21 protein-coding genes and 1 riboswitch are annotated in these 22,770 nt (G+C 59.3%); of the genes, 7 read left to right on the top strand and 14 right to left on the bottom strand.

Translation table 11 applies throughout. The annotated features are described in order from the left end of the window. Positions 1 to 219: 219 nt before the first annotated feature. From ISP18_RS18380 to ISP18_RS18395, 4 genes are all read right to left on the bottom strand, one after another. Complete coding sequence (locus ISP18_RS18380) at positions 220 to 3,402, bottom strand: efflux RND transporter permease subunit (protein ID WP_380015515.1); 3,183 nt, start codon at positions 3,400 to 3,402, stop codon at positions 220 to 222. A 415-nt stretch (positions 3,403 to 3,817) separates the two neighbouring features. Then, a complete protein-coding gene (locus ISP18_RS18385; protein WP_380015518.1) occupies positions 3,818 to 5,719 on the bottom strand; it encodes a TonB-dependent receptor domain-containing protein in 1,902 nt (633 codons plus the stop codon). A gap of 131 nt (positions 5,720 to 5,850) precedes the next feature. Continuing rightward, a riboswitch (cobalamin riboswitch) is annotated at positions 5,851 to 6,078 on the bottom strand. 106 nt (positions 6,079 to 6,184) lie between these two features. After that, complete coding sequence (locus ISP18_RS18390; protein WP_380015521.1) at positions 6,185 to 7,615, bottom strand: hypothetical protein; 1,431 nt, start codon at positions 7,613 to 7,615, stop codon at positions 6,185 to 6,187. Positions 7,616 to 7,697: 82 nt separating this feature from the next. After that, positions 7,698 to 8,450 (bottom strand): GntR family transcriptional regulator, encoded by a 753-nt coding sequence (locus ISP18_RS18395; protein ID WP_380015524.1) that lies wholly within the window; start codon positions 8,448 to 8,450, stop codon positions 7,698 to 7,700. A 285-nt stretch (positions 8,451 to 8,735) separates the two neighbouring features. Between ISP18_RS18395 and zwf the strand changes: the two genes are divergently transcribed. From zwf to eda, 4 genes are all read left to right on the top strand, one after another. After that, positions 8,736 to 10,226: a glucose-6-phosphate dehydrogenase gene (gene zwf, locus ISP18_RS18400; RefSeq protein ID WP_380015527.1), complete on the top strand. Its 1,491-nt coding sequence runs from the start codon at positions 8,736 to 8,738 to the stop codon at positions 10,224 to 10,226. Then, positions 10,223 to 10,918 (top strand): 6-phosphogluconolactonase, encoded by a 696-nt coding sequence (gene pgl, locus ISP18_RS18405; RefSeq protein ID WP_380015530.1) that lies wholly within the window; start codon positions 10,223 to 10,225, stop codon positions 10,916 to 10,918. The genes zwf and pgl overlap by 4 nt, the downstream gene beginning before the upstream one ends. Positions 10,919 to 11,049: 131 nt before the next feature. Next, positions 11,050 to 12,861 (top strand): phosphogluconate dehydratase, encoded by a 1,812-nt coding sequence (gene edd / locus ISP18_RS18410; RefSeq protein WP_380015533.1) that lies wholly within the window; start codon positions 11,050 to 11,052, stop codon positions 12,859 to 12,861. A gap of 69 nt (positions 12,862 to 12,930) precedes the next feature. Next, a complete protein-coding gene (eda, locus tag ISP18_RS18415) occupies positions 12,931 to 13,581 on the top strand; it encodes a bifunctional 4-hydroxy-2-oxoglutarate aldolase/2-dehydro-3-deoxy-phosphogluconate aldolase (protein ID WP_380015536.1) in 651 nt (216 codons plus the stop codon). A 110-nt stretch (positions 13,582 to 13,691) separates the two neighbouring features. On the opposite strand, the gene ISP18_RS18420 is transcribed toward eda, so the two are convergent. After that, the gene (locus ISP18_RS18420) at positions 13,692 to 14,087 is read right to left on the bottom strand and encodes a rhodanese-like domain-containing protein (protein WP_380015539.1); all 396 of its coding nucleotides are present in this window, start codon (positions 14,085 to 14,087) and stop codon (positions 13,692 to 13,694) included. A 79-nt stretch (positions 14,088 to 14,166) separates the two neighbouring features. Here ISP18_RS18420 and ftrA point away from each other — a divergent pair, with 79 nt between their 5' ends. Together ftrA and ISP18_RS18430 are read left to right on the top strand one after the other, a co-directional pair. Then, complete coding sequence (gene ftrA, locus ISP18_RS18425) at positions 14,167 to 15,177, top strand: transcriptional regulator FtrA (protein ID WP_380015542.1); 1,011 nt, start codon at positions 14,167 to 14,169, stop codon at positions 15,175 to 15,177. A gap of 72 nt (positions 15,178 to 15,249) precedes the next feature. Further along, the gene (locus ISP18_RS18430; protein WP_380015545.1) at positions 15,250 to 16,833 is read left to right on the top strand and encodes a S10 family peptidase; all 1,584 of its coding nucleotides are present in this window, start codon (positions 15,250 to 15,252) and stop codon (positions 16,831 to 16,833) included. 323 nt (positions 16,834 to 17,156) lie between these two features. Here ISP18_RS18430 and ISP18_RS18435 read toward each other — a convergent pair whose 3' ends face one another. Continuing rightward, positions 17,157 to 17,678 (bottom strand): dihydrofolate reductase family protein, encoded by a 522-nt coding sequence (locus ISP18_RS18435; RefSeq protein WP_380015548.1) that lies wholly within the window; start codon positions 17,676 to 17,678, stop codon positions 17,157 to 17,159. Positions 17,679 to 17,793: 115 nt separating this feature from the next. Between ISP18_RS18435 and ISP18_RS18440 the strand changes: the two genes are divergently transcribed. After that, positions 17,794 to 18,165, top strand: coding sequence for a nuclear transport factor 2 family protein (locus ISP18_RS18440; RefSeq protein WP_380015551.1), 372 nt, complete (start codon positions 17,794 to 17,796; stop codon positions 18,163 to 18,165). Between the two features lie 44 nt (positions 18,166 to 18,209). Here the strand turns inward: ISP18_RS18440 and ISP18_RS18445 are convergent, their stop codons facing one another. The 8 genes from ISP18_RS18445 to ISP18_RS18480 all read right to left on the bottom strand — a co-directional run bounded on the left by ISP18_RS18445 (position 18,210) and on the right by ISP18_RS18480 (position 22,732). Beyond that, a complete protein-coding gene (locus tag ISP18_RS18445; RefSeq protein WP_380015554.1) occupies positions 18,210 to 18,671 on the bottom strand; it encodes an RDD family protein in 462 nt (153 codons plus the stop codon). An 812-nt stretch (positions 18,672 to 19,483) separates the two neighbouring features. Further along, the gene (locus ISP18_RS18450; protein ID WP_380015557.1) at positions 19,484 to 19,816 is read right to left on the bottom strand and encodes a low molecular weight protein tyrosine phosphatase family protein; all 333 of its coding nucleotides are present in this window, start codon (positions 19,814 to 19,816) and stop codon (positions 19,484 to 19,486) included. A 67-nt stretch (positions 19,817 to 19,883) separates the two neighbouring features. Beyond that, a complete protein-coding gene (locus tag ISP18_RS18455; RefSeq protein ID WP_380015560.1) occupies positions 19,884 to 20,222 on the bottom strand; it encodes a hypothetical protein in 339 nt (112 codons plus the stop codon). 105 nt (positions 20,223 to 20,327) lie between these two features. Then, entirely contained in the window at positions 20,328 to 20,651 is a 324-nt protein-coding gene (locus ISP18_RS18460; protein ID WP_380015897.1) for a DHCW motif cupin fold protein, read from the bottom strand. Between the two features lie 184 nt (positions 20,652 to 20,835). Continuing rightward, on the bottom strand, positions 20,836 to 21,231 hold the full coding sequence (locus ISP18_RS18465; RefSeq protein ID WP_380015563.1) for a hypothetical protein: 396 nt from the start codon (positions 21,229 to 21,231) through the stop codon (positions 20,836 to 20,838). Positions 21,232 to 21,317: 86 nt separating this feature from the next. Then, complete coding sequence (locus ISP18_RS18470; RefSeq protein ID WP_380015566.1) at positions 21,318 to 21,893, bottom strand: hypothetical protein; 576 nt, start codon at positions 21,891 to 21,893, stop codon at positions 21,318 to 21,320. A gap of 58 nt (positions 21,894 to 21,951) precedes the next feature. Continuing rightward, positions 21,952 to 22,347 carry a cupin domain-containing protein gene (locus tag ISP18_RS18475; protein WP_380015569.1) on the bottom strand — a complete coding sequence of 132 codons (396 nt, stop codon included), beginning with the start codon at positions 22,345 to 22,347 and terminating at the stop codon, positions 21,952 to 21,954. 157 nt (positions 22,348 to 22,504) lie between these two features. Next, a complete protein-coding gene (locus ISP18_RS18480) occupies positions 22,505 to 22,732 on the bottom strand; it encodes a hypothetical protein (RefSeq protein WP_380015572.1) in 228 nt (75 codons plus the stop codon). Positions 22,733 to 22,770 lie beyond the last annotated feature (38 nt).

The following is a 22,770-nucleotide window of genomic DNA, read 5'->3' on the forward strand; positions in this document are numbered from 1 at the left end:
ACGATGTTTATGTCACGAGAACGGGTATTTTGCGCGCAGAATGCATCCATACGTACTTAATACGCCGATGCCTATTCATGCAAATGTGCTTGAAGTCGGTCCGTGCCGGAAGGCATGGCAAACCGCGTAAGCCCATCGTAGGCTGGGATGGCAATCCCAGCGATTTCGCGGGTTCTCATGCTGGGATTGCCATCCCAGCCTACCCGCTACGTCGCTACATCATTCGATCTCAATAGCCGGCGTCTGCTGCCCCAGCTCCCGCAACCGCCGCTTCTCTTCACGCCGTGCCTTGCGTGCCGCCTTACGCAGGCCGCGATCGTACGACCACAGGTAAATCGCCGGCGTGCTCAACAAAGTGAGCATCTGCGACACCAGCAGGCCGCCCACGATCGCGATACCCAGCGGCTGACGCATTTCCGAACCGATGCCGAAGCCGATCGCCAACGGCAGCGCCGCACCCATCGCTACTAGCGTGGTCATGGTGATCGGACGGAAGCGCACCAGCGCCGCTTCACGGATCGCATCCGGCGGCGACATGCCGTGCTGGCGCTGCGCCACCAGTGCGAAGTCCACCATCAGGATCGCGTTCTTCTTCACGATGCCGATCAGCATCAAGATGGCGATGATCACCATCAGCGACAGCGGCGTGTGCGTGACCAGCATCGCCAGGAACGCGCCCATGCCTGCAGCCGGCAAGGTGGAAAGAATGGTCAGCGGATGGCCGAGGCTTTCGTAGAGAATGCCCAGCACGATGTACATGGCCACGATGGACGCGAGCAGCAGGATGCCGCCATTGGATTGCGCCTGCTGGAACTGCTGATTGGCGCCGGTGAAATCCAGCCGCACACCTGCCGGCATGTGCACCGCCAGCGCAGCCTGCTGTACCAGATCGATGCCCTCGCTCTGCTGCACCTTGGGCTTGAGGTTGTAGTTGATCGTGGCCACTTGTTGCTGGTCGTGATGGCGAATGCCGAGCGGGCTCATGTCCGGCACCACGGTGGCCAGCGCGGACAGCTGAATCATCTGACCTTTGCTGTTGCGCACGTACAGATTGAGCAGTGCTTCGGCGCTCATCGTTTCGGAACTAGAGGACGTCAGCACCACGCGGTACTGGTTGATGTCCGAGTAGATCACAGAGACCTGGTTCTGCCCGAACGAATTGAGCAGCACCGAATCGATGTCGCCGATGCTCACGAACAGGCGTCCGGCTTTTTCGCGATCGATCTTGATCTGCTGTTGCTTACCGACCAGATCGAAGTTGCTGCTCACGTCGGTCAGCTGCGAAATGGTGCGCAGCTTGCGCACCATCTGCAGCGTGATCGGTTGCAGGTCCTGGCCGCCGGAGGTATCGAGTATCTGGAATTCGTACTGCCCCGCGTTGTCGCCTGCGCCGCCACCACTGAAGAACTGGATGGGATTGAAATACGCCTTGACGCCGGGCAGCGGGTCGAACTTCTTCTGCAGCCGCTCGATCACTTTCTTGATGTCGTCCTTGCGTTCGCCCGCACTGTTGCCGCGCGGCTTGAGGTCGGCGTACATCGAAGCAGCATTGCCTACCGCGCCGCCGCCGTTGTTTTCCCCACCGAGTACGGTCAAGACATCGAGCGTGGCCGGATCGTCCTGCAGGATCTTGTTGGCTTGCTGCACACGCGTGGACAGCAAGGTAGGTGAGATGTTGGCGTCTGCGCGAAGGCTGACGGCGAGCTGGCCGGTGTCCTGATCCGGCATGAAGGTGCCGCCTGCCGTTTTTACCGTCGCCCAACCCAGCACGGCGGTAAGGATCAGCAGCGTCAGCGGCTGCCAGCGCATCAGCCGGCGATGATGCATGGCCCAATTCAGCGCGCTTTCGTAATGGCTGTGCAGCCAGCGGTCGAAGCGCTGCAACGACTGTTCGATGCGCGAAGGCGGTTTGTTCGAAGCCGCTTCCGGGTGCAGGTAATGACCGCACAGTGCAGGGGTAAGCGTCAGTGAAACGATCGCGGAGATCACCACGGCTGCGGTCAGCGTCACCGAGAATTCGCGCAGCAGCATGATCAGCATGTTGTTGCCGAACAATAGTGGCGCGAACACCGCGATCAGCGAGAGGGTGATGGAAATGACGGTGAAGCCGATCTCGCTCACGCCGCGCATTGCGGCATCCAGCGGTGGTTCGCCGTGTTCCATGTGGCGGAAGATGTTTTCGATCACCACGATGGCGTCGTCCACCACGAAGCCGATGCACAGCACCAGCGCCACCAAAGACAACGTGTTGAGCGTGTAACCCAGCGACCACATCACCACGAACGCGCCGGCCAGCGAGAGCGGCACGCTGAGCGCGGCGATCAGCGTAGGACGCAATCGGCGCAGGAATACCAGCATCACCAGCGCTACCAGCACGATACTGATCAGCAGCGCCACCTCCACCTCGTGTAGCGCGCCCTTGGTGCTCTCCGTGAAGTCGAAGATCGGCGTCATCTGCACGTCGGCCGGCAACAGCTGGCGTAATTCGGGCAGCTTCGCGCGCACGGCTTCCGCCGTCGCCACCGCATTGGCCTCCGGCCGCTTGTTGATCTCAAGGCCCACGGTGCGCATGCCGTTGAACCAGGCCGCCTGGTATTTATCTTGTTCGCCGCCGCTGATGGTGGCCACGTCAGACAGATACACCGGCACGCCCTTGCGGTTGGCGATCACCAGCGAGGCGAAATCGTCGGGCGTATGCAGCGCGTCGTTGGCGGTGACCGTCATCTGCGTCTGGCCGTCGCTGAGCATGCCCTGCGGCGAGGTCACGTTGGCGGCAATCAAGGCGTTGCGGATGTCGTTGGCGGTCAGGCCCTTGGCGGAAAGCGCAGCAGTGTTTACGTCCACGCGCACGGCGTGCGGCGTACCGCCGAACAACTGCACCCGTGCCACACCCGGAATCTGCGCGAGGGCGGGGCTTACCAACGTGTCGGTGAGATCGTAGAGCTTGTCCGGCGGCATGCTGCTCGATGTCAGCGCCACGTGCAGGATGGGAATCTGCGAGGTATCGAACTTGAAGTACTGCGGCGGACTCGGCAGCGAGGTAGGCAAATCGGGTTGCGCGGCATTGATCGCCGTCTGCACGTCTTCGGCGATCTTGTCGATGTTGCGCCCGAAATCGAAGCGCACCATCACCGTGGCGCTGCCCTGATTGGCGTTGCCGTACATCTCCTGCACGCCCGGAATGCGGCCCAGATGGCGCTCCAGCGGCGCCAGCACCGTGTTCGCGATGGTCTGCGCACTGGCGCCTGGCTGTGCGACAGTCACGAACACGCCGGGGAAATCCAGCGTGGGCAGCGCCGCGACACCCAACATCAGGTAGGCGCAGAAGCCGGCCAACACCAGCCCGATCGCCAGCAGCGAGGTGCCGATGGGGCGGCGAATGATGGGTGCGAAGATATTCATGACGTCACCCACGCAACCGCGTCAGGTAAACGCAAGCCACGGTCGCGCGCATCCCGCGCAGGCCGTGGCGCAAGCAAAAAGAAGGGCACATTCATGGGCACCTTTATGCCTTGGGGGCCAGCCCCGCAAATGTGCCTGAAGTCCAGCCGTGCCGAAAGGCATGGCGCGTATTTTTTCCACAACGTGCCGTAGCTGGCTTGCCTAGAACCTCAGTCAAAACATGGGGCCATCCCAGCGAAGGCTGGGATCCAGCGCCTTTCAACCTCGCCTGGGCAGCCATCAAAGAGCAAAGTCACTGGATCCCAGCGTTCGCTGGGATGACGGCGAGGTGTCGATAAACATCACCTCAACCCCCGATCCGGTCGGGGGTAGGCCCTTTCCTTGAGGGAGAGGAAGTGAACGCAAGGTGTCGTGTTTACGGGCTATAACGCAACGTCAGATACCAGGTGCGGCCCAGCTGGTTGTAGTAGTACGCCGTCTCGTAGTTATGGTCGAACACGTTCGCCAGCTTGGCCTCCACCTGCCAGCCGGGGGCGAAGGCGTAGCTGGCGCGTAGGTCGGTGGTGGCGTAGCCGCCCATGCGGCGGGTGTTAGCCGTGTCGTCGTAACGCTTGCTGGCGGCGAAGAAGGTGGCGCCGACATTGAATTGACCCAGCTTGCGATCGATGTCCACGCGCGCCGTGCGCTGTGCCCGGCGTGGCAGCAGGTTGCCGTTGTTGGCGCTGCCGTCGTCGTCCTTCGGCTGCATCAGCGTGAGATAGCTCTGCACGCGCCAATCGTCGAGGTTGAAGCCGAATTGTCCTTCCAGGCCGCGGATGCGCGCGCGGCTGAGGTTTTGCGGCACGTAGTTGCTGTCGAAGGCGATCAGGTTGCTGATGGTGGTCTGGTACGCGTTTACGCCCCAGTTCCAGTGATCCAGCTGCTGCGTGAGGCCGACTTCGATGCTATGCGAGGTTTCCGGCCGCAAGTTGGGATTGGCGGTGGGTATGCCGCCGAAGGGGGGGAAGTACAGATCGTCGAAGGTCGGCGCGTGGAAGGCGGTGCCGTAGCTCACCGACAGCACCGGGCCGTTCTCGAAGTGATAGCCCCACGCCGCTGCGCCGGTGTTGTGGTTGCCGAACTGGTCGTTGTGGTCGTGCCGTGCCGAAAGCTGCACTTCGTTTCGGCCGAACGTGCCCTGGTATTGCGCAAAGGTGCCGGTGTCGCCACGCGTGGTCTGCTCGAAAGCGGTATCGCTGGCGATGCGCTCCTGCTGGTAGTCCACGCCCACGGTGAGCAGTTGATTGGCGGCCAGCGTGATGTCGTTCTGCCACGACGCCTGGTTGCGGCGCGAATTGAAATAACCTGTGGCCATGCGCGGGTAGTACTGGCCGTAATAACTACCGTTGTAGAAGGTGGCGTTGTCGTCGCGGCTCTGTCCCGCGTTGAGTGTGACCTTCCAGATCGACAGCGGCGAGAAGCTCAAGCGCGCGCCGGCCACGTATTGCTCTTCAATACCGTCGTTGCCGCTGTACGGGCTGCCGGCATATTCCGCGTTGCTCTTGCTGCGCAACCAGTTGAAGGCCAGCTCGGTGCCGTTGTCCCAGCGATAGCCGAAGTTGGCGAAGCCGTTCCAGTTGCGATAGGCGTCGTTGCGCGGATCGTCCACAAAACACGCCACGCCCGCTTCGGCCGCGCCCATGCGGCAGCCCGGAATGCCGCCGGTATAGGTGCCGCCGAGGCTGGCGTTGTACCAAAGGTGCGCATCGCCGCCGGAAACGCCGGCCTGTCCGTTCACGTAATCGTGGCTGCCGCCGGTCACGCTCACGGAGGGTGTGATGCCACCGTTCGGCTGCCCGTGCTTGGTAAATATCTGGATCACGCCGCCAAGCGCATCGGAACCGTAAAGGCTGGCACGCGGACCGCGCACGATCTCGATGCGATCAATCGCGTTCACTGGAATCTGCTCTAGCGCCGGCAGCCCGATGCTGACCGAGCCTATGCGCACACCATCGATCAACACCAGCACGTGCGTGGCATTGGTGCCGCGCAGATACAGCGAGGTTTGCGCACCGATGCCGCCGGTTTGCCCGATCGATACGCCGGGCAGGCCGGTAAGCAGGTCGGCCACCGACACCGGTTGCAACCGTTCGATGTCTTCGCGCGTGATCACGGTAACCGACGACAGCGCCTCGTTGGCGGTAATGGCGGTGCGTGTGGCGGTGACAATCACCGGCGCCAGCGTGTCGCTCTGGCCGTTGGTGGACTGCGCGTAGACGGCCGGTGCGGCCAATGAAAGCAGCAAGGCGGCTGCGAGCGTGGTTTTCTTCAACAACATCAGGATGTTCCCCTGCCGAGCGTCCCCGCGCGGCGCAAATGAGCAAGCCGACGCTCGGGTGGATCAGAGGAACGGAAGACGGGCAGGCGGCGAATGCCGCGGCGCGATTTCCATGCCTCGCCCACCGCGAGTGCCAGAACCTGTTCCGGGCCGGTCTCCGGACTCGCGAGCGGCGCGCATCAATGCATGCCATCGAACGATGCCTTCCCATGCGAAAGCACAGTGGCGCGTGATCGTTCGAAACCTTCTCGCTTACCGTTGCGGGGGCAGCGCCGGCCTTGCTGTGCGAACAGCGCACCGGCTTCCCGTTTCATCCCTTAGGCGTTGGCCATGGGGACACCTGGAACGGGCGGAACTTTAGCGGGTGGGGGCGGTTACGGCAATTCTGGCGCGGGTCCACTGCTTGCAGTGGACCCTGTCCTTGCCCGGTCGCCGCTTCTTTGACTGGATGACTTCTAAAGTTACCTATGGGCTTGTCTTGGCATATCCCAGCGGCTGCCCTTGATTTTCAACGGTTGTTCCCTCGCAGTTCGGATCAAGAGAAGCAAAATGATCGCCGCCGCCGTCGCTACACCGATAAATCGCCGCAGTAGATACACCAGCCTGCGAGGTGAGGTAAATCCAACCTGCAACGCCTAAGGGTTTTTGGTTTTCGCAAGCGGAATCTATAGAGATGAAATGATGAATGCCATCCAGAAGTTCGCAGTTATAAATCGGGCGTGTGTTGGGTACCTGTGTCATAAAAAGGTATCCAAGAGTTGATTCAAGGTTGTATCCAGGTCCCACATAACCCGTGCTAACCCAGTGTCCATCCGGATACTTGGCGTATCTATTAAGTGCATATGTGCTGGGCGTAGGAACCCAGCCTACCGTGGTCAGATTCCAAGTGTTCGGATCATTTGTGCCGCCGGCAAAGTAGACCGAAACCATGGGAAGCCATGAGGTCAAATTACCCCAGCCGTCTCGTTTTAAACCTGGGCTATGGTTCAGATCGAACCCTGTCATTGCTGAATTGACGTAGCCAAGCGGCTCCCATGGCCCTTGGCCAGCCCGAAGTGCTGCGCCCGAGATCCTGTACAGGCCGAATTGATACGTCTCATGCTCCCCGGGGCGGCCCGTGCCGCAAGTTTCTATAGCGCCGTAGAAATAATCCGTTTTGTAGTCATAGGCGATGTCGTTGTTGGTGCAGAGCGTATATCCGTCGCTACTTTGATTGCTCAAAAGCTGAGGGGCACCAAAGTGGATGCCATCGTTGGCAATGCGTAGCCACATTCTATGGCCATTGCTGGTTGAATCATCGGTGTGAAATATATAAATGCCTGCCTTTCCGTCGAAGTTATAGGTTGCCGCCTGACCTGCGCCATAAACTCCTGGAGCAGTATTTGCAGGATTTTGCTGGTTAATAATTGGATTTTGTGAATATTTTATCCAATTGATCCCATCATTTGAAAAGGCTACACCTATGCTGTTGGTTCCGATCGTGCTACCTGACAGGGTTGTTGCCGTGTAATACATGGCATAACCATAAGTAAGATGATCGTCTGGATTTACAAAAGAGCCTTGAATGACAGAAGGGTCGCAGGTAAAACCGCTATCCCATCCTGTTGCATTTGGAGCAAGCACTTGAACGATGCTTCCCCATTGTTTGCTTCCCCAGTCGTAGGATGTGTAATAAATAACGTCTGTTTTATTGGTGCTTCCAGGAGGAGTGCCATATCCGCACCACCAAAACTTCTCTGTTGTGCCGTCGTCTATGACTGATGGGGCGTAGTTATATCCGGAGTGACCGAATAGAATGGCTCCACCGGGAAGATATTCATCACTATGTGCCGAAATTGAAACGAATAAGAAAATTGCGAAGAAACTCACCCGCCTAAAAACGCGTAAAAAGCACATCTGCATACTCCCTTACAGCAGTTATGTAACCTAGAAACGGTTATCGAGAAGGTTCTGGTCTACATCGGTAAATTGTTGGCTTTCAGTCAGTCTGCAATTCGGCAACGAAGTCGTAGATATCCCCGCGATACCACGAAGTGGTGAATTCGACCACGCGCCCATCGTCGAGAAAGCCGCGGCGTTCGATATGCAAGCCCGCACTGCCTGCACTCACGTGCAGCAACCGCGCTTGCCGTGCACCCAGCAACACCGCGCGCAAACGCTGCAATGCGCGCACCGGGCGGCAGTTGTATTTCTCCAGCGCCTCGTACAGCGAATCGTGCACCTCATGCGGATCCGGCAGCACGCTGGCCGGCACCACGCTGCGCTCGATCGCCAACGGTTCGTCTTCCGCGTAACGCACGCGGTGCAGGCGCGCTACCAGCACGCCGGGCGAAAGGTTGAGCGCCATCGATTCCTCCGGCGTCACCTCGCCCACGCTGCGTTCGAAGAATTCGGAACGCGGATGCAAGCCGCGCGCGCGCAGGTCTTCGGTGAAGCTAGTCAGGCGCGACATCGGTTTGATGATGCGCTCGGCCACGAAGGTGCCGGCGCCGTGGCGCTGGGTGAGCAGACCTTCCTCAACCAGACCTGAAATCGCCTTGCGCACGGTCACGCGGGACAAACCCAAGACCTGCGATAAATCGCGCTCGCTCGGCAGGGTTTGGCCTGGCTCGATGTCGCGATGCTGGATGACGTTTCGAATAGCCCGCCGCAGCCGCAGGTAGGCCAGCGGCTGGTGGGTGGTGGTATCGCGGCTTAGGCGCCGGTATTCCTCGGCCAGGGCATTCTGCATAGTTGCGAACCATACCAATGCGTGACCACTGGAACAACTAGTTCGTGAATCGGGAATCGTCCATCGGGAATAGAGAGGAGCAATCGGCCGGAAGCGCCCCAAATGCGACCATGCATGCAGCTTTTTACGATTTACGGTTCCCGATTTACGATTTTTGCCCTTATGAAAACAATGCATACGATTGCACTGCACAAGGGACTGGTATTGCCTGGTACGGCATTGGTACCATCGAGCTTCCCCGGCGGCCGCATTGTCGCGGCTGCCCGCATTGCATAGAGGTGAGTTGTGACTGCACCCGCGCTACCGGTCGATCTGTTCGATCTGGTGATTTTTGGCGGCACTGGCGATCTGGCCGTACGCAAATTGCTCCCTGCCCTCTTCCACCGCTTTGTCGACGGGCAGGTCCAGCCCGGCAGCCGCATCATCGGCGTGGCCCGCGAAGGCCTGGATGACGACGGCTATCGCGCCCAGGTCCGTACTGCGCTCAATGGGGCCGCTTCCAAGGAGGGCAGCAAGCTCGATGCCTTCCTCCAACTGGTGCATTACCGTCCCCTCGACGCCCGCAAAGACGCCGGCTGGGACGATTTCGCCAAGCTGATGGGCGAGTGCCCCGATCACGTGCGCGTGTTCTATCTCTCCACCTCGCCTGACCTGTTTGTGGATATCTGCCAGCGTCTGGGCGGCTACGGCCTCAATGAGGGCAAGTCGCGCGTGGTGTTGGAAAAGCCGATCGGTAAAGATCTGGCCAGCGCCAATCGCATCAACGACGACGTCGGCCGCGTGTTCGCCGAATCGCAGACCTATCGCATCGACCATTACCTCGGCAAAGAAACCGTACAGAACCTGCTGGCGCTGCGCTTCGGCAACGCGTTGTTCGAGCCGCTATGGAACGCCGGTCACATTGACCACGTGCAGATCACCGTGGCCGAAACGCTGGGTGTGGAACGCCGTGGTCCGTATTACGACCACGCTGGCGCGCTGCGTGACATGGTGCAGAACCATATGCTGCAGCTTTTGTGCATGGTGGCGATGGAGCCGCCGTCCTCGCTGTCGCCGGATGCGGTGCGCGATGAAAAATTGAAAGTGCTGCACGCGCTCAAACCGATCAACGAAACCAACGCCTCTCAGCTCACCGTGCGCGGCCAATACCGTGCTGGCGTAGGCGAAGGGAAGAGCGTGCCTGGCTATATCGAAGACTTGAACAGCAGCAGCAAGTCGAAGGTCGAGCACTCCAACACCGAAACCTTCGTAGCGCTCAAAGCGGAAATCGCCAACTGGCGCTGGTCCGGCGTGCCGTTCTATTTGCGTACGGGCAAGCGTCTGGCCGAGCGCGTGTCGGAAATCGTGGTGGCATTCAAGCCGGTGCCGCACTCCATCTTCACCGCATCCGCCGGCCCGTTGGCGCAGAACCGCCTGGTGCTGCGTCTGCAGCCGGACGAGGGCGTGAAGCTGTGGCTCACCATCAAGCATCCCGGTCCGGGCGGTTTGCGTCTGCGCCATGTGCCGCTGGATATGAGCTTCGCCGAAGCCTTCGGCGTGCAGCAGCCGGACGCGTATGAGCGCCTGCTGCTTGACGTGGTGCGCGGCAATCCCACGTTGTTCATGCGTCGCGATGAAGTCGAAGCCGCATGGCGCTGGGCTGATCCGATCCTGGCCGCGTGGTCGGCAGGCGGCGAAGCGCCGCGTCCGTACACCTCCGGCACCTGGGGGCCGAGTGCTGCGGTGGCGCTGATCGAACGCGATGGCCGCACCTGGGACGAGGATTTCGAACAGTGAGCCAGCAACACGCCCTGCATGCGTTCGATGACGGGCAAACGCTGGCCAAGGCCTTGTCGACCAGCATTGCAAGCAAGCTGCGCGAAGCCATTGACGCGCGCGGCGAAGCGCTGATCGCGGTATCCGGTGGCAGCACGCCCAAGCGCCTGTTCGAAGCCCTGTCGAACGAGGCGCTGGATTGGTCGCGGGTCACCGTTACCCTGGTCGACGAGCGCTGGGTGCCGGATACCGACGAACGTTCCAACGCGCGGCTGGTGGCATCGTTACTCCTTCAACACAAGGCGGCGGATGCCGAATTCGTGCCGCTATACGTGGAAACACCCACGCCGGAAGCGGGTATCGGCGAAGCGCGTGCGCGAGTGGCGGCGATGAGGCAGCCATTCGACGTGATCGTGCTCGGCATGGGGCCGGACGGACATACTGCTTCGTTCTTTCCCGGTGGCGATCGTTTGAGCGAAGCACTCGATGCCTCGAACACCGCGCTGGTGCTGCCGATGCGTGCGCCGGGTGCGGGTGAGCCGCGCATCACATTCACCTTGCCGGTACTACTGAAGGCGCGGTCGCTGTATCTGCATGTTCAAGGCGACGACAAGCGCGACGTGCTGGCGCAAGCCGAGAAGCCGGGCAGCGCGCTGCCGGTTGCCCATGTGCTGCAGGCAGATCGGCCATTGGATATCTATTGGTGTCCTTGAAGCAGCCAGGTTCAATTCGAGGCTGGTTCAGTGCGCCCGTCATTCCTGCTTTCGCGGGAATGACGTCCGGGCAAGATCAATCATCGCGGCAAGAATGAATCAACGCCGAGCCCTCTCGGCCGGAGTCTGAAATGAGTTTGCACCCTGTTGTCGCCGAAGTTACCGAACGCCTGCGCGAACGCAGCCGCGACACGCGCGCCGCCTATCTTGAGCGCATCAACAACGCCATCATCGATGGTCCGCATCGCGCGCGGCTCTCCTGCGGCAATCTCGCCCACGGCTTTGCCGCGTGTAACACGCACGACAAGGCAGCGCTGCGCGAAGGCCATACGCCGAACCTCGCCATCGTCACCTCGTACAACGACATGCTCTCGGCGCATCAGCCGTATGAGCGCTATCCGGAATTCATTCGCGAAGTGGCGCGCCAATCCGGCTTCACCGCGCAGGTGGCTGGCGGCGTACCGGCGATGTGCGACGGCGTCACGCAAGGGCGTGCCGGCATGGAGCTCTCGCTGTTCTCGCGCGATCTGATTGCCATGACCACGGCGATTGCGCTCTCGCATGACATGTTCGATGGCGCGCTGTATTTGGGTATTTGCGACAAGATCGTGCCGGGCCTGCTGATTGGCGCGTTGAGCTTCGGCCATCTGCCGGGCGTATTCGTGCCCAGCGGCCCGATGCCCAGCGGCATCAGCAACGAACAGAAATCGAAAGTGCGCCAGGCCTACACGGAAGGCAAAGCCAGCCGTGACGAATTGCTGGAAGCGGAAGCGGCTTCCTATCACTCGGCCGGCACCTGCACGTTCTACGGCACCGCCAACTCCAACCAGATGTTGATGGAGATCATGGGCCTGCATCTTCCGGGCGCCAGCTTCGTGGCGCCGGATACGCTGCTGCGCGATGCGCTCACCGCCGAAACGGTACGTCGCTGCGCAGCACTGGGCAAGGCGGGCGAGCATCTGCCGATCGGCCACATCGTCGACGAGCGCGCCATCGTCAACGGCGTGATCGGCCTGCACGCCACCGGTGGTTCGACCAATCATTTGCTGCATCTGGTGGCAATCGCGCAGGCGGCCGGCATTGCACTGCGCTGGGAGGATTTCGACGCGTTGTCGTCCGTCGCCCCGCTGCTGGCGCGCGTGTATCCCAATGGCTATGCCGACGTGAATCATTTCCACGAAGCCGGCGGCATGAGTTTCCTGATCGATCAACTGCTGAGCGCCGGCTTGCTGCACGGCGATGCACGCACCATCGCCGGCACCGATCTTTCCGGTTACGCCAAAGTGCCGGAGCTGGACGAAGCGGGCCAGCTCGTCTGGAAGCCGGTCTCGAAAGAAAGTGGCAATCGCGGCGTGCTGCGCGGCGCGAGCGAACCGTTCCGCACCGACGGCGGACTGCGCATGCTCAACGGTAATCTGGGCCGTTCGGTGATCAAGGTGTCCTCGGTGCCGGACGATCGCCTGGTGATCGAAGCGCCTGCGGTGGTGTTCCACGATCAGGACGACATCAAGCGCGCCTTCGATCGCGGCGAGCTCAATCGCGATTTCATCGCGGTGGTGCGCTTCCAGGGGCCACGCGCCATCGGCATGCCGGAACTGCACAAGCTCACACCGACGCTCGCCGTGCTGCAGGATCGCGGTCATCGCATCGCATTGGTCACGGACGGTCGCATGTCCGGCGCCAGCGGTCGTGTGCCGGCGGCGATTCACGTGACGCCGGAAGCGGACGATGGTGGTCCGATCGCGAAAGTGCGCGACGGTGATGTCATTCGTTTAGATGCAGTGAAGGGCACGCTCGAGGTGTTAGTGGATGCCACGGAATTCGCTGCACGCACGCCGGCGGTGGAGGATCTCTCCAGGCATCAGCATGGTATGGGGCGCGAGCTGTTCGGCATTTTCCGCCGCAGTGCGGTGACTGCTGATCTCGGTGCCGGAGTGCTTTGAACCTCACGTAACCCCCATGGCCGTCATTCCCGCTTTTGCGGGAATGACGGCCACAAAAAAACAGTCGGAATGACCATGAACATCGAAACCAAGCAACAACACGTCGAAGCCACCATGCGCCTGGCGCCGGTGATCCCGGTGGTGATCATCGAAGATGCCAAGCACGCCGTGCCGATGGCGCGCGCGCTGGTGGCCGGCGGCATTCCGGCAATCGAAGTAACGCTGCGCACACCGGCGGCGCTCGATGCAATTCGCGCGATTGCCGCCGAAGTAGAAGGCGCCGTGGTGGGCGTCGGCACCGTGCTTACCGCGAGCGATCTGCAGGCGGCGGAAAGAGCCGGTGCGCGCTTCGCCGTGTCACCCGGCATGTCGCCGAAATTGCTTGCCGCGGCCGATGACAGCACCCTGCCCTTGCTGCCCGGTATCGCCACCGCCAGCGAAGCTATGGCCTTGTTCGAACGCGGCTACCGCCACCTGAAGTTCTTCCCCGCCGTACCTGCCGGCGGCGCGAAACTGCTCGGCGCCTGGGCGAGTCCGCTGCCGCAGATTCGTTTCTGCCCAACCGGCGGCATCTCGCTCGCCACTGCGAAGGATTTCCTTTCGCTCTCCAACGTGCTGTGCGTGGGCGGCTCGTGGCTTACGCCGGGCGACAAGTTGAATGCCGGCGATTGGGCGGGCATTGAGCAACTCGCGCGCGAAGCAGCTGCGCTGCGTGCGTAATCCCAAGGGCTTGTGACGACTCCCCTCTCCCCTCGGGAGCGGGGCCGGGGGTGAGGGTTCGGGCGAAGCGTGATGCTGAATCGGCTACGCGGGCGAGGGAAACTTGTATATCACCCACGCTCCAGCCCGAAGCCTTCATCCATCCATCCGGTAAGCCCGCCGATCATCTCCTTCACCGGACGGCCGAGCTGCGCCAGTTTCACCGCCGCCTTGTTGGCGCCGTTGCAATGCGGGCCGGCGCAATACACCACGAACACCGTATCGGGCGAATACTCGGCTAGGCGCTGTTCGCTGATGGTGCGTGTCGGCATGTTGATGGCGCCGGGCACATGTCCTGCCGCATACAAAGTGGGTGTGCGTACATCCAGCAAAACGAAGTCCTTCGTTTCGTGTTGCGTGGCGTACCAGACATCGGCGCAATCCGTTTCATAGGCAAGGCGCGCTTCGAAGTGCGCCAGCGCCTGCGGGCTGGTAGCGGTGGGAATGCGGGTGACGACGGTATTCATGCGTGTTGCTCCGTGACGAACATGGACACAGTGTGGGCACTGGCGTGCGCGATCGACATTGGCAAGAATGCCAGCCACCATGAAGAAATCGCCAAAACGCTCCCGCCCGAGCCCGGGGCCAACCAACGCACGCGTGGTTGCGCTGGTCTACGACGGTTTGTGCACATTCGAATACGGCATTGCCGTAGAGCTGTTCGGCCTGCCTCGGCCTGAATTCGAACGCTGGTATAGCTTCGCTTCCTGCGCAGTGGAGCGGGGACCGTTGCGTGCGGCGGGTGGTTTGCGCGTGCAGGCGGATGGCGGCCTGGAACTGATCGCGCAAGCCGGTACCGTAATCGTGCCGGGCTGGCGCGGCGTGGATGCCGCACCGCCCAAGGCTCTGCTCGATGCATTGCGCGCCGCGCACAAGCGTGGCGCGCGGCTGCTCTCGTTCTGCTCTGGCGTATTCGTGCTGGCCGCAGCTGGCGTATTGGATGGTCGCTCGGCCACTACGCACTGGCGTTATGCCGAAAAGCTGGCGGAACGCTATCCGCATATCTGCATCGAGCCGGATGTGCTGTATGTGGATGAAGGCAACGTGCTGACGTCAGCGGGTAGCGCCGCTGCAATCGATCTTTCCTTGCATCTGATCCGCCGCGACTACGGCCCGCATATCGCCAACCAAGTGGCGCGCCGCGCGGTGGTGCCTACACATCGCGATGGCGGGCAGGCGCAATTCATTCCTGCGCCGCTGCCCGAACAAGGCGCGGCGCTGGGCAAACTGCTGGAATGGATGCGCCGCCATCTGGATCAACCGCTGCCGTTGAACGAACTGGCCGAACGCGCGCGCATGAGCGAACGCACCTTCTTGCGACGCTTCGAGGAAGCCACCGGTTGCTCACCCAAGCAGTGGCTGACCCAGGACCGCCTGGCGCGCGCCCGGGAATTGTTGGAAGGCAGCCAGTGGCCGGTGGAGCGCATCGCCGATGCCTGCGGCTTCGGCAGCGCCGACACCTTGCGTCATCACTTCCGCCGTACGTTGAAGGTCAGCCCGGCCCGCTATCGCGAGCGCTTTGCACATAAAGGCGGAACAATGACTTCTGGCGTATGAAACTCGACGTGCTCGATGCCTAAGCTGGGAATCCAGGCGCGCACGTGGCGCCGCCTCGCACAAGGATTCCCCATGCGCAAGCTTCCGCTCGTTCTCGCTCTGGCCGCGCTGTCGCTCGGCACGGCCCACGCGGCCGATAAGAAAGACAAAACCTCGTCGGACGAGGCGAAGCCCGAGGCTATCCTGCTGCATCCGCAAGCATCAGCCAGCGAAGGCTCGGTGTCCGTGGAAGGCAAGCGCATCGCGTACAAAGCGGTAGCCGGCACCATCGTGCTGCACGGCAAGGGCGACAAGGAAAACGAGCCCACCGTGAGCATGTTTTACGCGGCCTACTTCAAGAAAGGTGAGGATGCGTCCAAGCGGCCCATCACCTTCATCTACAACGGCGGCCCCGGCTCGGCCACGGTATGGCTGCACATGGGCGCATTCGGTCCGCGCCGTGTCGTCACCGCCGACGATAGCCATACACCGGCCGCGCCCTATCAGCTGATAAACAATAACTACAGCTTGCTCGATGCGTCGGACTTGGTCTTTATCGATGCACCGGGTGCCGGCTTCAGCCGCCTCGTCGCCAACGATCCGGATGCCTCCAAGCGCGACGAGCAAATGAAGGATCGGCGCAAGGATATCTACAGTGTCGACGGCGACGGTCACGCCTTTGCGCAATTCATCACGCAGTTCCTGTCGCGCTACGGCCGCTGGAATTCGCCGAAATACTTGTTCGGCGAAAGCTACGGCACTACGCGTTCGGCCGTGCTTGCCAACGATCTGGAAAACGATGACAGCGTCGATCTCAACGGCGTGATCCTGCTCTCGCAGATTCTCAACTTCGATACCAGCATCGACGGCTCCGACCAGAATCCAGGCGTCGACCTGCCATACGAATTGGCGCTGCCCACGTTCACCGCCACCGCCTACTATCACCATAAATTGCCGCAACAACCGGCCGAACTGGAACCCTTACTGCAAGAAGTGGAACAGTTCGCACTGGGTGAGTATGCCCAGGCACTGATGCAAGGTTCTCGCTTGGATGATGCGCGTAAACAGGCCATCGCCGAAAAGCTGCATCAGTACACCGGCCTTTCGGTCAATTATCTACTGAAGGCCGATCTGCGCGTCACCGGTGGCATGTTCGAGCATGAACTGCTGGGCGACAATGGCGACACCACCGGCCGTCTGGATTCGCGTTTCGCCGGTCCGTCGCTCGATCCGCTGAGCAAGGAGGCTGAATACGATCCGCAATCTTCCGCGATCAGCTCCGCATACATCGCCGCGTTCAACGACTACGTGCGCAAGGATCTCAAGTTCGGCCAGGATCAGGTCTATCACGAATTTGCCGACGTCGGCGACTGGGGTTTCAAGCACAACGGTCACGACGGCGCGGTCAACGTGATGCCGGACTTGGCCAAGGCAATGAAAACCAATCCAACTTTGAAAGTGTTACTCAACGGCGGCTACTACGATCTCGCCACGCCCTTCTACGCCGCCGACTACGAAATGCACCATATGCCGATCCAGCCCGCGCTGATGAACAACGTCAGCTATGCGTGGTATCCCTCAGGACACATGGTGTACGCGCACGAAGAATCGCTGAAGCTGCTGCATGACAACGTAGCGCGGTTTATTGAGCAGACGGATAACGTCAAGAAGCGCTAGCGTGCGCTCAACTTTTCATAGGGCTCGAAGATGCCCAGTCGTCATTCCAGCGAAGGCCCATTGCCGTTCGGGGAAAATTTCGCCCGGCTTGCCGAAATGCCTATATGTTCGTCGTCCCGGCGAAAGCCGGGACCCAGCGACTTGAAGATCATCAAGGGCACTGGATCCCGGCTTTCGCCGGGACGACGGATTCGGGAGTGTTGAATTTTCAGGGAAGTTTTAACCGCACGGCGTTTCGGTCGATTGCATTTCCACAGACAGCAATGGGCGAAGGCAGGAATGACGGTCTAGGCGCGACCAGGTTTGGCTGCAAGGTATCCCGATCACACAACAACTTCATATTCGCTCTGAACCAATCCACTGCCATACGAACGTGTAGCGATGTGCTTGAGCCGAATGTCGTTCTCGATTGATCCAAACAACGAAATGCCTGTGCCGATCAGCACCGGCACGCGAGTAACGATAAGTCGTTGAATGAGTCCAGCGCGAAGAAACCCCTGAATCGTCACGCCACCATCCACGTAAATATGGCGGATGCCGCGACGGTCCAACGTGGAGACGATGTCCTTCGGTTCACCAGACACGTGTTCCACGATGGCACCGGCAGGCGGCGGCGCCAGTTCGCGGGAGCTCAGTACAAAAACGGGCTTTTCACCATAAGCCCATCCGCCGAAGCCAAGCACCGTTTCGTAGGTCTTGCGCCCTATGACGAGCGCATCCACCGTGCTCATGAATTCATCATAGCCATGTGGCTCGCCGCCGCCCTCCGGCAGGAAGTCGAGATTGCCATTGGCTCTGGCCATAAATCCGTCGACGCTCACCCCGACAAAAACCGATGCTTTCATCGCGATACCTCCTGAAGATGGCCATAAGGCAGGGCCGATCTTACGCCCGGGCTGCTGTTCCGGCACGGTGCCGCACAAGTCCGGTATGCTCGCTCCCGTTTTCCAGGAGAACCCCATGCGCGCTCTCATCGACCGCTATATCGACGCCTACAACCGCATCGACGTCGATGCCATGCTCGCCACCATGCATAGCGAAGTGATCTTCGAGAACTACACCGCCGGCGTGCTCAGCGTGCGCACCGTTGGCGCCCACGAACTGCGCCATCTTGCGGAGAGTTCACGATACCTGTTCTCCGCTCGGCACCAGATCATCACCCGCTACAACGAAGCGGACGGCACGGCGCACGCGCAGATCCATTTCCAAGGCACCTTCGCCGTTGATCTGCCCAATGGCATCCGCGCAGGCCAAAGCATTGCGCTGGATGGGCGCAGCGAATACCGCGAACGCGATGGCTTGCTGATCTACATCGCAGACTACAGCGACTGACTGCAGACGGATGGCGGACGCAGCTAGGCGTCCGCCGTATTCCATCAGCCCTTCCGTGTCATCACAACCTTTGTCTTGGGCAAGGAGTCGTGCCAGCCGTCTTGTCCGAAGAACGAAAAAGCTTCGAACGGAATCAGCCTGGAAAACGTGCGTCCCAGGATCTGCCCGAAACTCGGCTTCCCACCTTTAAGGTCGACAACGACCGTCCCGAGAATGAACTTGCCCGGCGTGCGCTGCCAGATACCTTCGAAGAAAAGGTAATAGCCGAGGAGCACGGCAAATGCCAGTAAATACCAAAACCCGATGCCCAATGTCTGGACGCCTTGACGCCCAAGCGCAATGCCTATGACGATCCCAATGACGAACATGATGAAATAGTAGCCTACGTAATCGATGATCAAGGTGCCAAAGCGACGGCCCTTGCCTGCCACCTGCAGGCTCTGAGCGTCGACATAGTCAGCGATTGCGCCGGTAGGCGGCGAATAAGGGTTGTACTCGGTGTTCATGAATCCTCCGTGGTCACATGTAGACACACATCGCCCTATGGCGACATGGATACTGCCCTGTCGATATAGATCTGGATTTATCCCCCCAGAATGGCCGGCGGCCCAAAGCCGGCCGGCGCCTCAACTATAACCGCGCCAAGGGCAAAGGTTGTTACATATCGCTATGGCTGACCACGCCATCAGGAAGGTAATCATCCCAGCGAAACTACCAGCCTTGGAACTATTGAGCTTTTCATTATTCGCGACACGCTGACGAAAATGTCCGCTACTCCCTCACCGTCATTCCGGCGAAGGCCGGAATCCAGTTCAAACACGCGTCCGAAGGACACAACACCTGATGTTGAGCGCTTCGCACAACGTATTGAAACTGGATTCCGGCCTTCGCCGGAATGACGACGAGGCAAGATCGGGCATTTCTGCAAGTTGCTACAGATGGAGAAAATAGACCGGTGCAACCGCAGCGAGGAAAGCGACAGCCTGAAGTAGCAATGCCGGTAAAGCAGACCGTGGAGTTCGTGGCAGCCATCTGATTGCAAAGTACGCAATGACGGGTAGTTGTCCGACCATGAGCAACTGCCAAAGATGGGCAACAGCACCCTCGTCGCCCCCACGAGGGACTCCAAACGTGGTGACATAGCCAAGGACCATGACAGTGGCAGCGACGGACATGGCTAGCGGAAGAAACGCGCTTGGCAGTTTGATCGTGGTGCGGAAGTTCATTTAATGACCTCCATCTGATTCAAAATCCAACGCCTGAATTAAGCAGCACCGAAGGCGTCAGCTTGGATGTTTGGCTGCAGCTTGAGCCAGAACTAGGAGACTGGCAAGAATCGAGTGACCTTTTGCCGAAGCAATTGGACGAGGACTGGGTCCATAAAATCGTATTCGTCTGGAATGTCCAGGCAAATGATGCGTTTACCGCCCAAATGATGCCCAAACTTTTTAGAAAGCTTGTTGCGATGAGCCTTCTCCATCACGAAGATCACATCTGACCAAGCGAGAAGCTCCGAAGAAACCGGTGTACTGGCGTCATTGCCAAGGCCTGCTGACTGAGTTTCGATGCCTGGCCAATCAGCAAAAACTTGCTCGGCAGTCGGACTGCGGAGGCGATTTTGTGAGCAGATGAAAAGAACGTTGCGTGACAAGGATGGCCTCAATGCCTAACGCTGGAGTTAAGGGGTGCGCGGCACGCGCGTCCGCTTGGACGGATAGTTAGGTTTTGCCAGAAGAACCAAAGGGAGCGTTTTGAGACAGGTTGTAATAGGAGCGCACGAGTAATGCCATGCCCCACACCCCAAGAGCTGCCCCGATTGCCAGCAAACCCAGTGTTACCTTTCCCAAGACTACATGCGATTGCAGGCTAAGCCGGATGAAAAATGGCAAGCCAGCAAGCATTGAATACACAAGTCCAAGTGCGGCCCCTGAGAAAAGCAGCACAAAACAGCGTTCGCGGCTCTTGCTGAGTGCCCACCCTTGAATGAAAAGCAGTGCGCATTGAAATGCCACTCCGAGAACTACTATTGATTTGCCGAGAGCGTAGTACGTTTCCATGGCCTCCCCTTTGACACTGCCTAATGCTGGAATTAGTGGACCAACGCAATTCGCGGGGCCACGCCGGTGGCGGTCCGTTCGAGCGAAAGGTTAGTCATCAGGCTTTCAATCGACGATGTATAGCTTGGCCCCGACCTCAGTGAATGATCGATGAGGTTCTGCGTTGTCTGCAACTTGGTAGCTCATGCCCGCACTCAAAGTGAACTTGCGGCCGTCTTCGAGTTCGGTGTGAAGCTCGCCTTCGGTGCACAGCAGTATGTGGCCTTTGACGCACCAGTGGTTTGCGACGTAGCCGGGCGTGTACTCAACCATCCGTACACGGATGCTCCCGAAATGCTGCGTTCGCCAGTACGCGAGCCCGATTTCGCCCTGGTGCTCGGTCCGTTCAACCTTCGACCAGTCTGTCGTACTGAACTGAATGTCTGACATCTGCACGATTTGCTCCTAGTTCCGGCGACGCTCACATTGAAACTGCTCGAGTCCGATGATCGCATTCGAGGCAGGCGCGCCATAGGCCCACAGCGAGTGTTTTTGAAGTACCCAACGCTTGAGTTAAGTGGCACCGGAGGCGCCCGCTTGGACGAATAGTTAGCCCACTCGCTCAAAATATGAGTTAGCTGTTTGATGCGGAGAATTTCGTATTGTGAGCGAAGAAACCATAGTAAGCGAATAACCCAACGACAATGATACGAACGAAAGCATTGACCAAAATGACGGAACTGACGCCATGAGCAAATGCTAAGACCTCAAGAGCGGCGGATGATGCGTGGACAACGATGCATGGCATGACAACGACTCGACGCACTTCCGGATGACGAAGATTCCGGCCGTTGTAGGAGAGGGCAGCCAAGCCCAATTCCGTGCCCGCCAGTAAGTAAGCTAGAAGGTATTCATTTGGGTTGAGATGGATCCCAACTGTGCTCGGGATTAAAGCCGGTGCGGCGACAAGAACAACGCCAGCAGCGAAAGTGATGCTCGCATGAGCCAGACACAGCTTTGACAAATTCATACTGAGTCTCACGGTGGCTTAACACCTGAGTTAAGGGGCGCGCGGCTTTTCGCGCGTCCTCTTGAATGAATTGCTAGGTGCCAATCTCACGGCATTCGGCCGCCATTCTCGTCGAAGCTGGTCAGTAAGTTATGCACCCGAACGATCTCTTCTGCAATCGGTTGAACAAAGAACTCCTGATCTAGAATCCGTAGGCATCCGGTATTAATGAAGTACGCGCGAAAGTAGTGAGTAGGCACTTCTTGATTTTGTAGCGGGCCGAACCACTCAGGGATGACATAGCCTACTATTCCGGCTTTTAGGTAGTTGTCTAAACGCTCGTCAAAGTGCTCAGCTGCATCTCGGAGATCGCGGTTGCGCAGGGCGGACTCATCTTTGACCTCAAATGCAGCCCTGAGTCTTTCGCCGCGGACTTCGAACTGTTTCCTGGATGGCCAAAAGTAGCGAGAAACGGCTGCCGCGCGAAACACAAGGTTTTGAACATGATCTAGTGCGGCCGAGCAATCGAAGTCAGACGCGAAACCCGCTTTGCGCTCGTTAGACAAGCGGCTTACTAAGCTCTCTAGGAAGTTGATGGATGTACATGCCTGCCTTGTGTGAAAGAGCATGCTCTGTATGTAGAAGGCTTCATGCTGCGGCCAAATTGGCAAGGAATCTTCCATTGGCACCTAAGTCCTGAGTTAAGCGGTGCGCAGAACGCGCGACTGCTTGAATGAATTGTTATACGGCGGTCTCGACAAATACGGTCTGTGCGCCGTTCTTTTCAAAGGTAATGTTGACTGTCCGCCCGATGGCCCGCGTTCGATGTACCGTGCCTGCCGGGATGACAACGCTTTGCCATTCGGTAAGTTCTAAGTGGCTACCACTCGCAAGGTCGATTTGCAGTTTTCCAGCCACTACCAAGAATAGCTCGTCAGAATCCGGATGGTGATGCCAGCGATATTCACCCTCGAACACCGCTAACCGAACGCAGTCGGTGTTGACATCAACCAGAACCTGGTTGCGATAGGACTCGGTTACTGCGGCCTGTTCCGCGCGAATGTCAACGACAACTAAAGCAGGATAGCTTGCTGTCTGTGCCGAATATTCCTGTGCGGAAGGAAACTGAGATTCCATACGGATGCTCCGGTCGTACTGAGGCTTATTCGGCCGCCTCACACTTGAGCTAAGCGGAGGCGGCTACAAAGAGTTTGAGTTTACGGAAGCGATTCGCAACGGTCCGCTTAAGCGAATAGTTGGGTGCAACCTTGCACAAACCTTCACACGGGGGGTTCTAGCGCAGAATCGAATGTACGAAGAACCCAGCTGCGATGGTTACAGCAATGAACAAAGTGGTTGAGAAGACGTATGCCTTCCAGAACGCCTGAGGGTCATTGTCTCGACTGACAGGATCTAACCCGACCTTGATACGGCCGGCAATTAGCGGGTAACCGATCACAATGACTGCAATGGTCAGCCACAAGACGATGATGGACAAAACGACAATCTTAGGACCATTCATACGAGGTTCCTTGTGACGAAGCCCAGCGCCTGAGTTAA

It is taken from the genome of Dyella humi (genome assembly GCF_044904605.1).
Lineage (GTDB): Bacteria > Pseudomonadota > Gammaproteobacteria > Xanthomonadales > Rhodanobacteraceae > Dyella_B > Dyella_B humi.

What these genes read in the sequence shown, in the direction of transcription:
- ISP18_RS18390 (WP_380015521.1), bottom strand. Translation starts at nt 7,615, where the DNA reads ATGTGCTTTTTACGCGTTTTTAGGCGGGTGAGTTTCTTCGCAATTTTC.
- ISP18_RS18395 (WP_380015524.1), bottom strand. Translation starts at nt 8,450, where the DNA reads ATGCAGAATGCCCTGGCCGAGGAATACCGGCGCCTAAGCCGCGATACC.
- ISP18_RS18440 (WP_380015551.1), top strand. Translation starts at nt 17,794, where the DNA reads ATGCGCGCTCTCATCGACCGCTATATCGACGCCTACAACCGCATCGAC.
- ISP18_RS18420 (WP_380015539.1), bottom strand. Translation starts at nt 14,087, where the DNA reads ATGAATACCGTCGTCACCCGCATTCCCACCGCTACCAGCCCGCAGGCG.
- ISP18_RS18470 (WP_380015566.1), bottom strand. Translation starts at nt 21,893, where the DNA reads ATGGAAGATTCCTTGCCAATTTGGCCGCAGCATGAAGCCTTCTACATA.
- ISP18_RS18475 (WP_380015569.1), bottom strand. Translation starts at nt 22,347, where the DNA reads ATGGAATCTCAGTTTCCTTCCGCACAGGAATATTCGGCACAGACAGCA.
- ISP18_RS18460 (WP_380015897.1), bottom strand. Translation starts at nt 20,651, where the DNA reads ATGTCAGACATTCAGTTCAGTACGACAGACTGGTCGAAGGTTGAACGG.
- eda (WP_380015536.1), top strand. Translation starts at nt 12,931, where the DNA reads ATGACCATGAACATCGAAACCAAGCAACAACACGTCGAAGCCACCATG.
- ISP18_RS18480 (WP_380015572.1), bottom strand. Translation starts at nt 22,732, where the DNA reads ATGAATGGTCCTAAGATTGTCGTTTTGTCCATCATCGTCTTGTGGCTG.
- ISP18_RS18380 (WP_380015515.1), bottom strand. Translation starts at nt 3,402, where the DNA reads ATGAATATCTTCGCACCCATCATTCGCCGCCCCATCGGCACCTCGCTG.
- edd (WP_380015533.1), top strand. Translation starts at nt 11,050, where the DNA reads ATGAGTTTGCACCCTGTTGTCGCCGAAGTTACCGAACGCCTGCGCGAA.
- ISP18_RS18435 (WP_380015548.1), bottom strand. Translation starts at nt 17,678, where the DNA reads ATGAAAGCATCGGTTTTTGTCGGGGTGAGCGTCGACGGATTTATGGCC.
- ISP18_RS18445 (WP_380015554.1), bottom strand. Translation starts at nt 18,671, where the DNA reads ATGAACACCGAGTACAACCCTTATTCGCCGCCTACCGGCGCAATCGCT.
- ISP18_RS18465 (WP_380015563.1), bottom strand. Translation starts at nt 21,231, where the DNA reads ATGAATTTGTCAAAGCTGTGTCTGGCTCATGCGAGCATCACTTTCGCT.
- ISP18_RS18430 (WP_380015545.1), top strand. Translation starts at nt 15,250, where the DNA reads ATGCGCAAGCTTCCGCTCGTTCTCGCTCTGGCCGCGCTGTCGCTCGGC.
- ISP18_RS18385 (WP_380015518.1), bottom strand. Translation starts at nt 5,719, where the DNA reads ATGTTGTTGAAGAAAACCACGCTCGCAGCCGCCTTGCTGCTTTCATTG.
- ISP18_RS18455 (WP_380015560.1), bottom strand. Translation starts at nt 20,222, where the DNA reads ATGGAAACGTACTACGCTCTCGGCAAATCAATAGTAGTTCTCGGAGTG.
- ftrA (WP_380015542.1), top strand. Translation starts at nt 14,167, where the DNA reads ATGAAGAAATCGCCAAAACGCTCCCGCCCGAGCCCGGGGCCAACCAAC.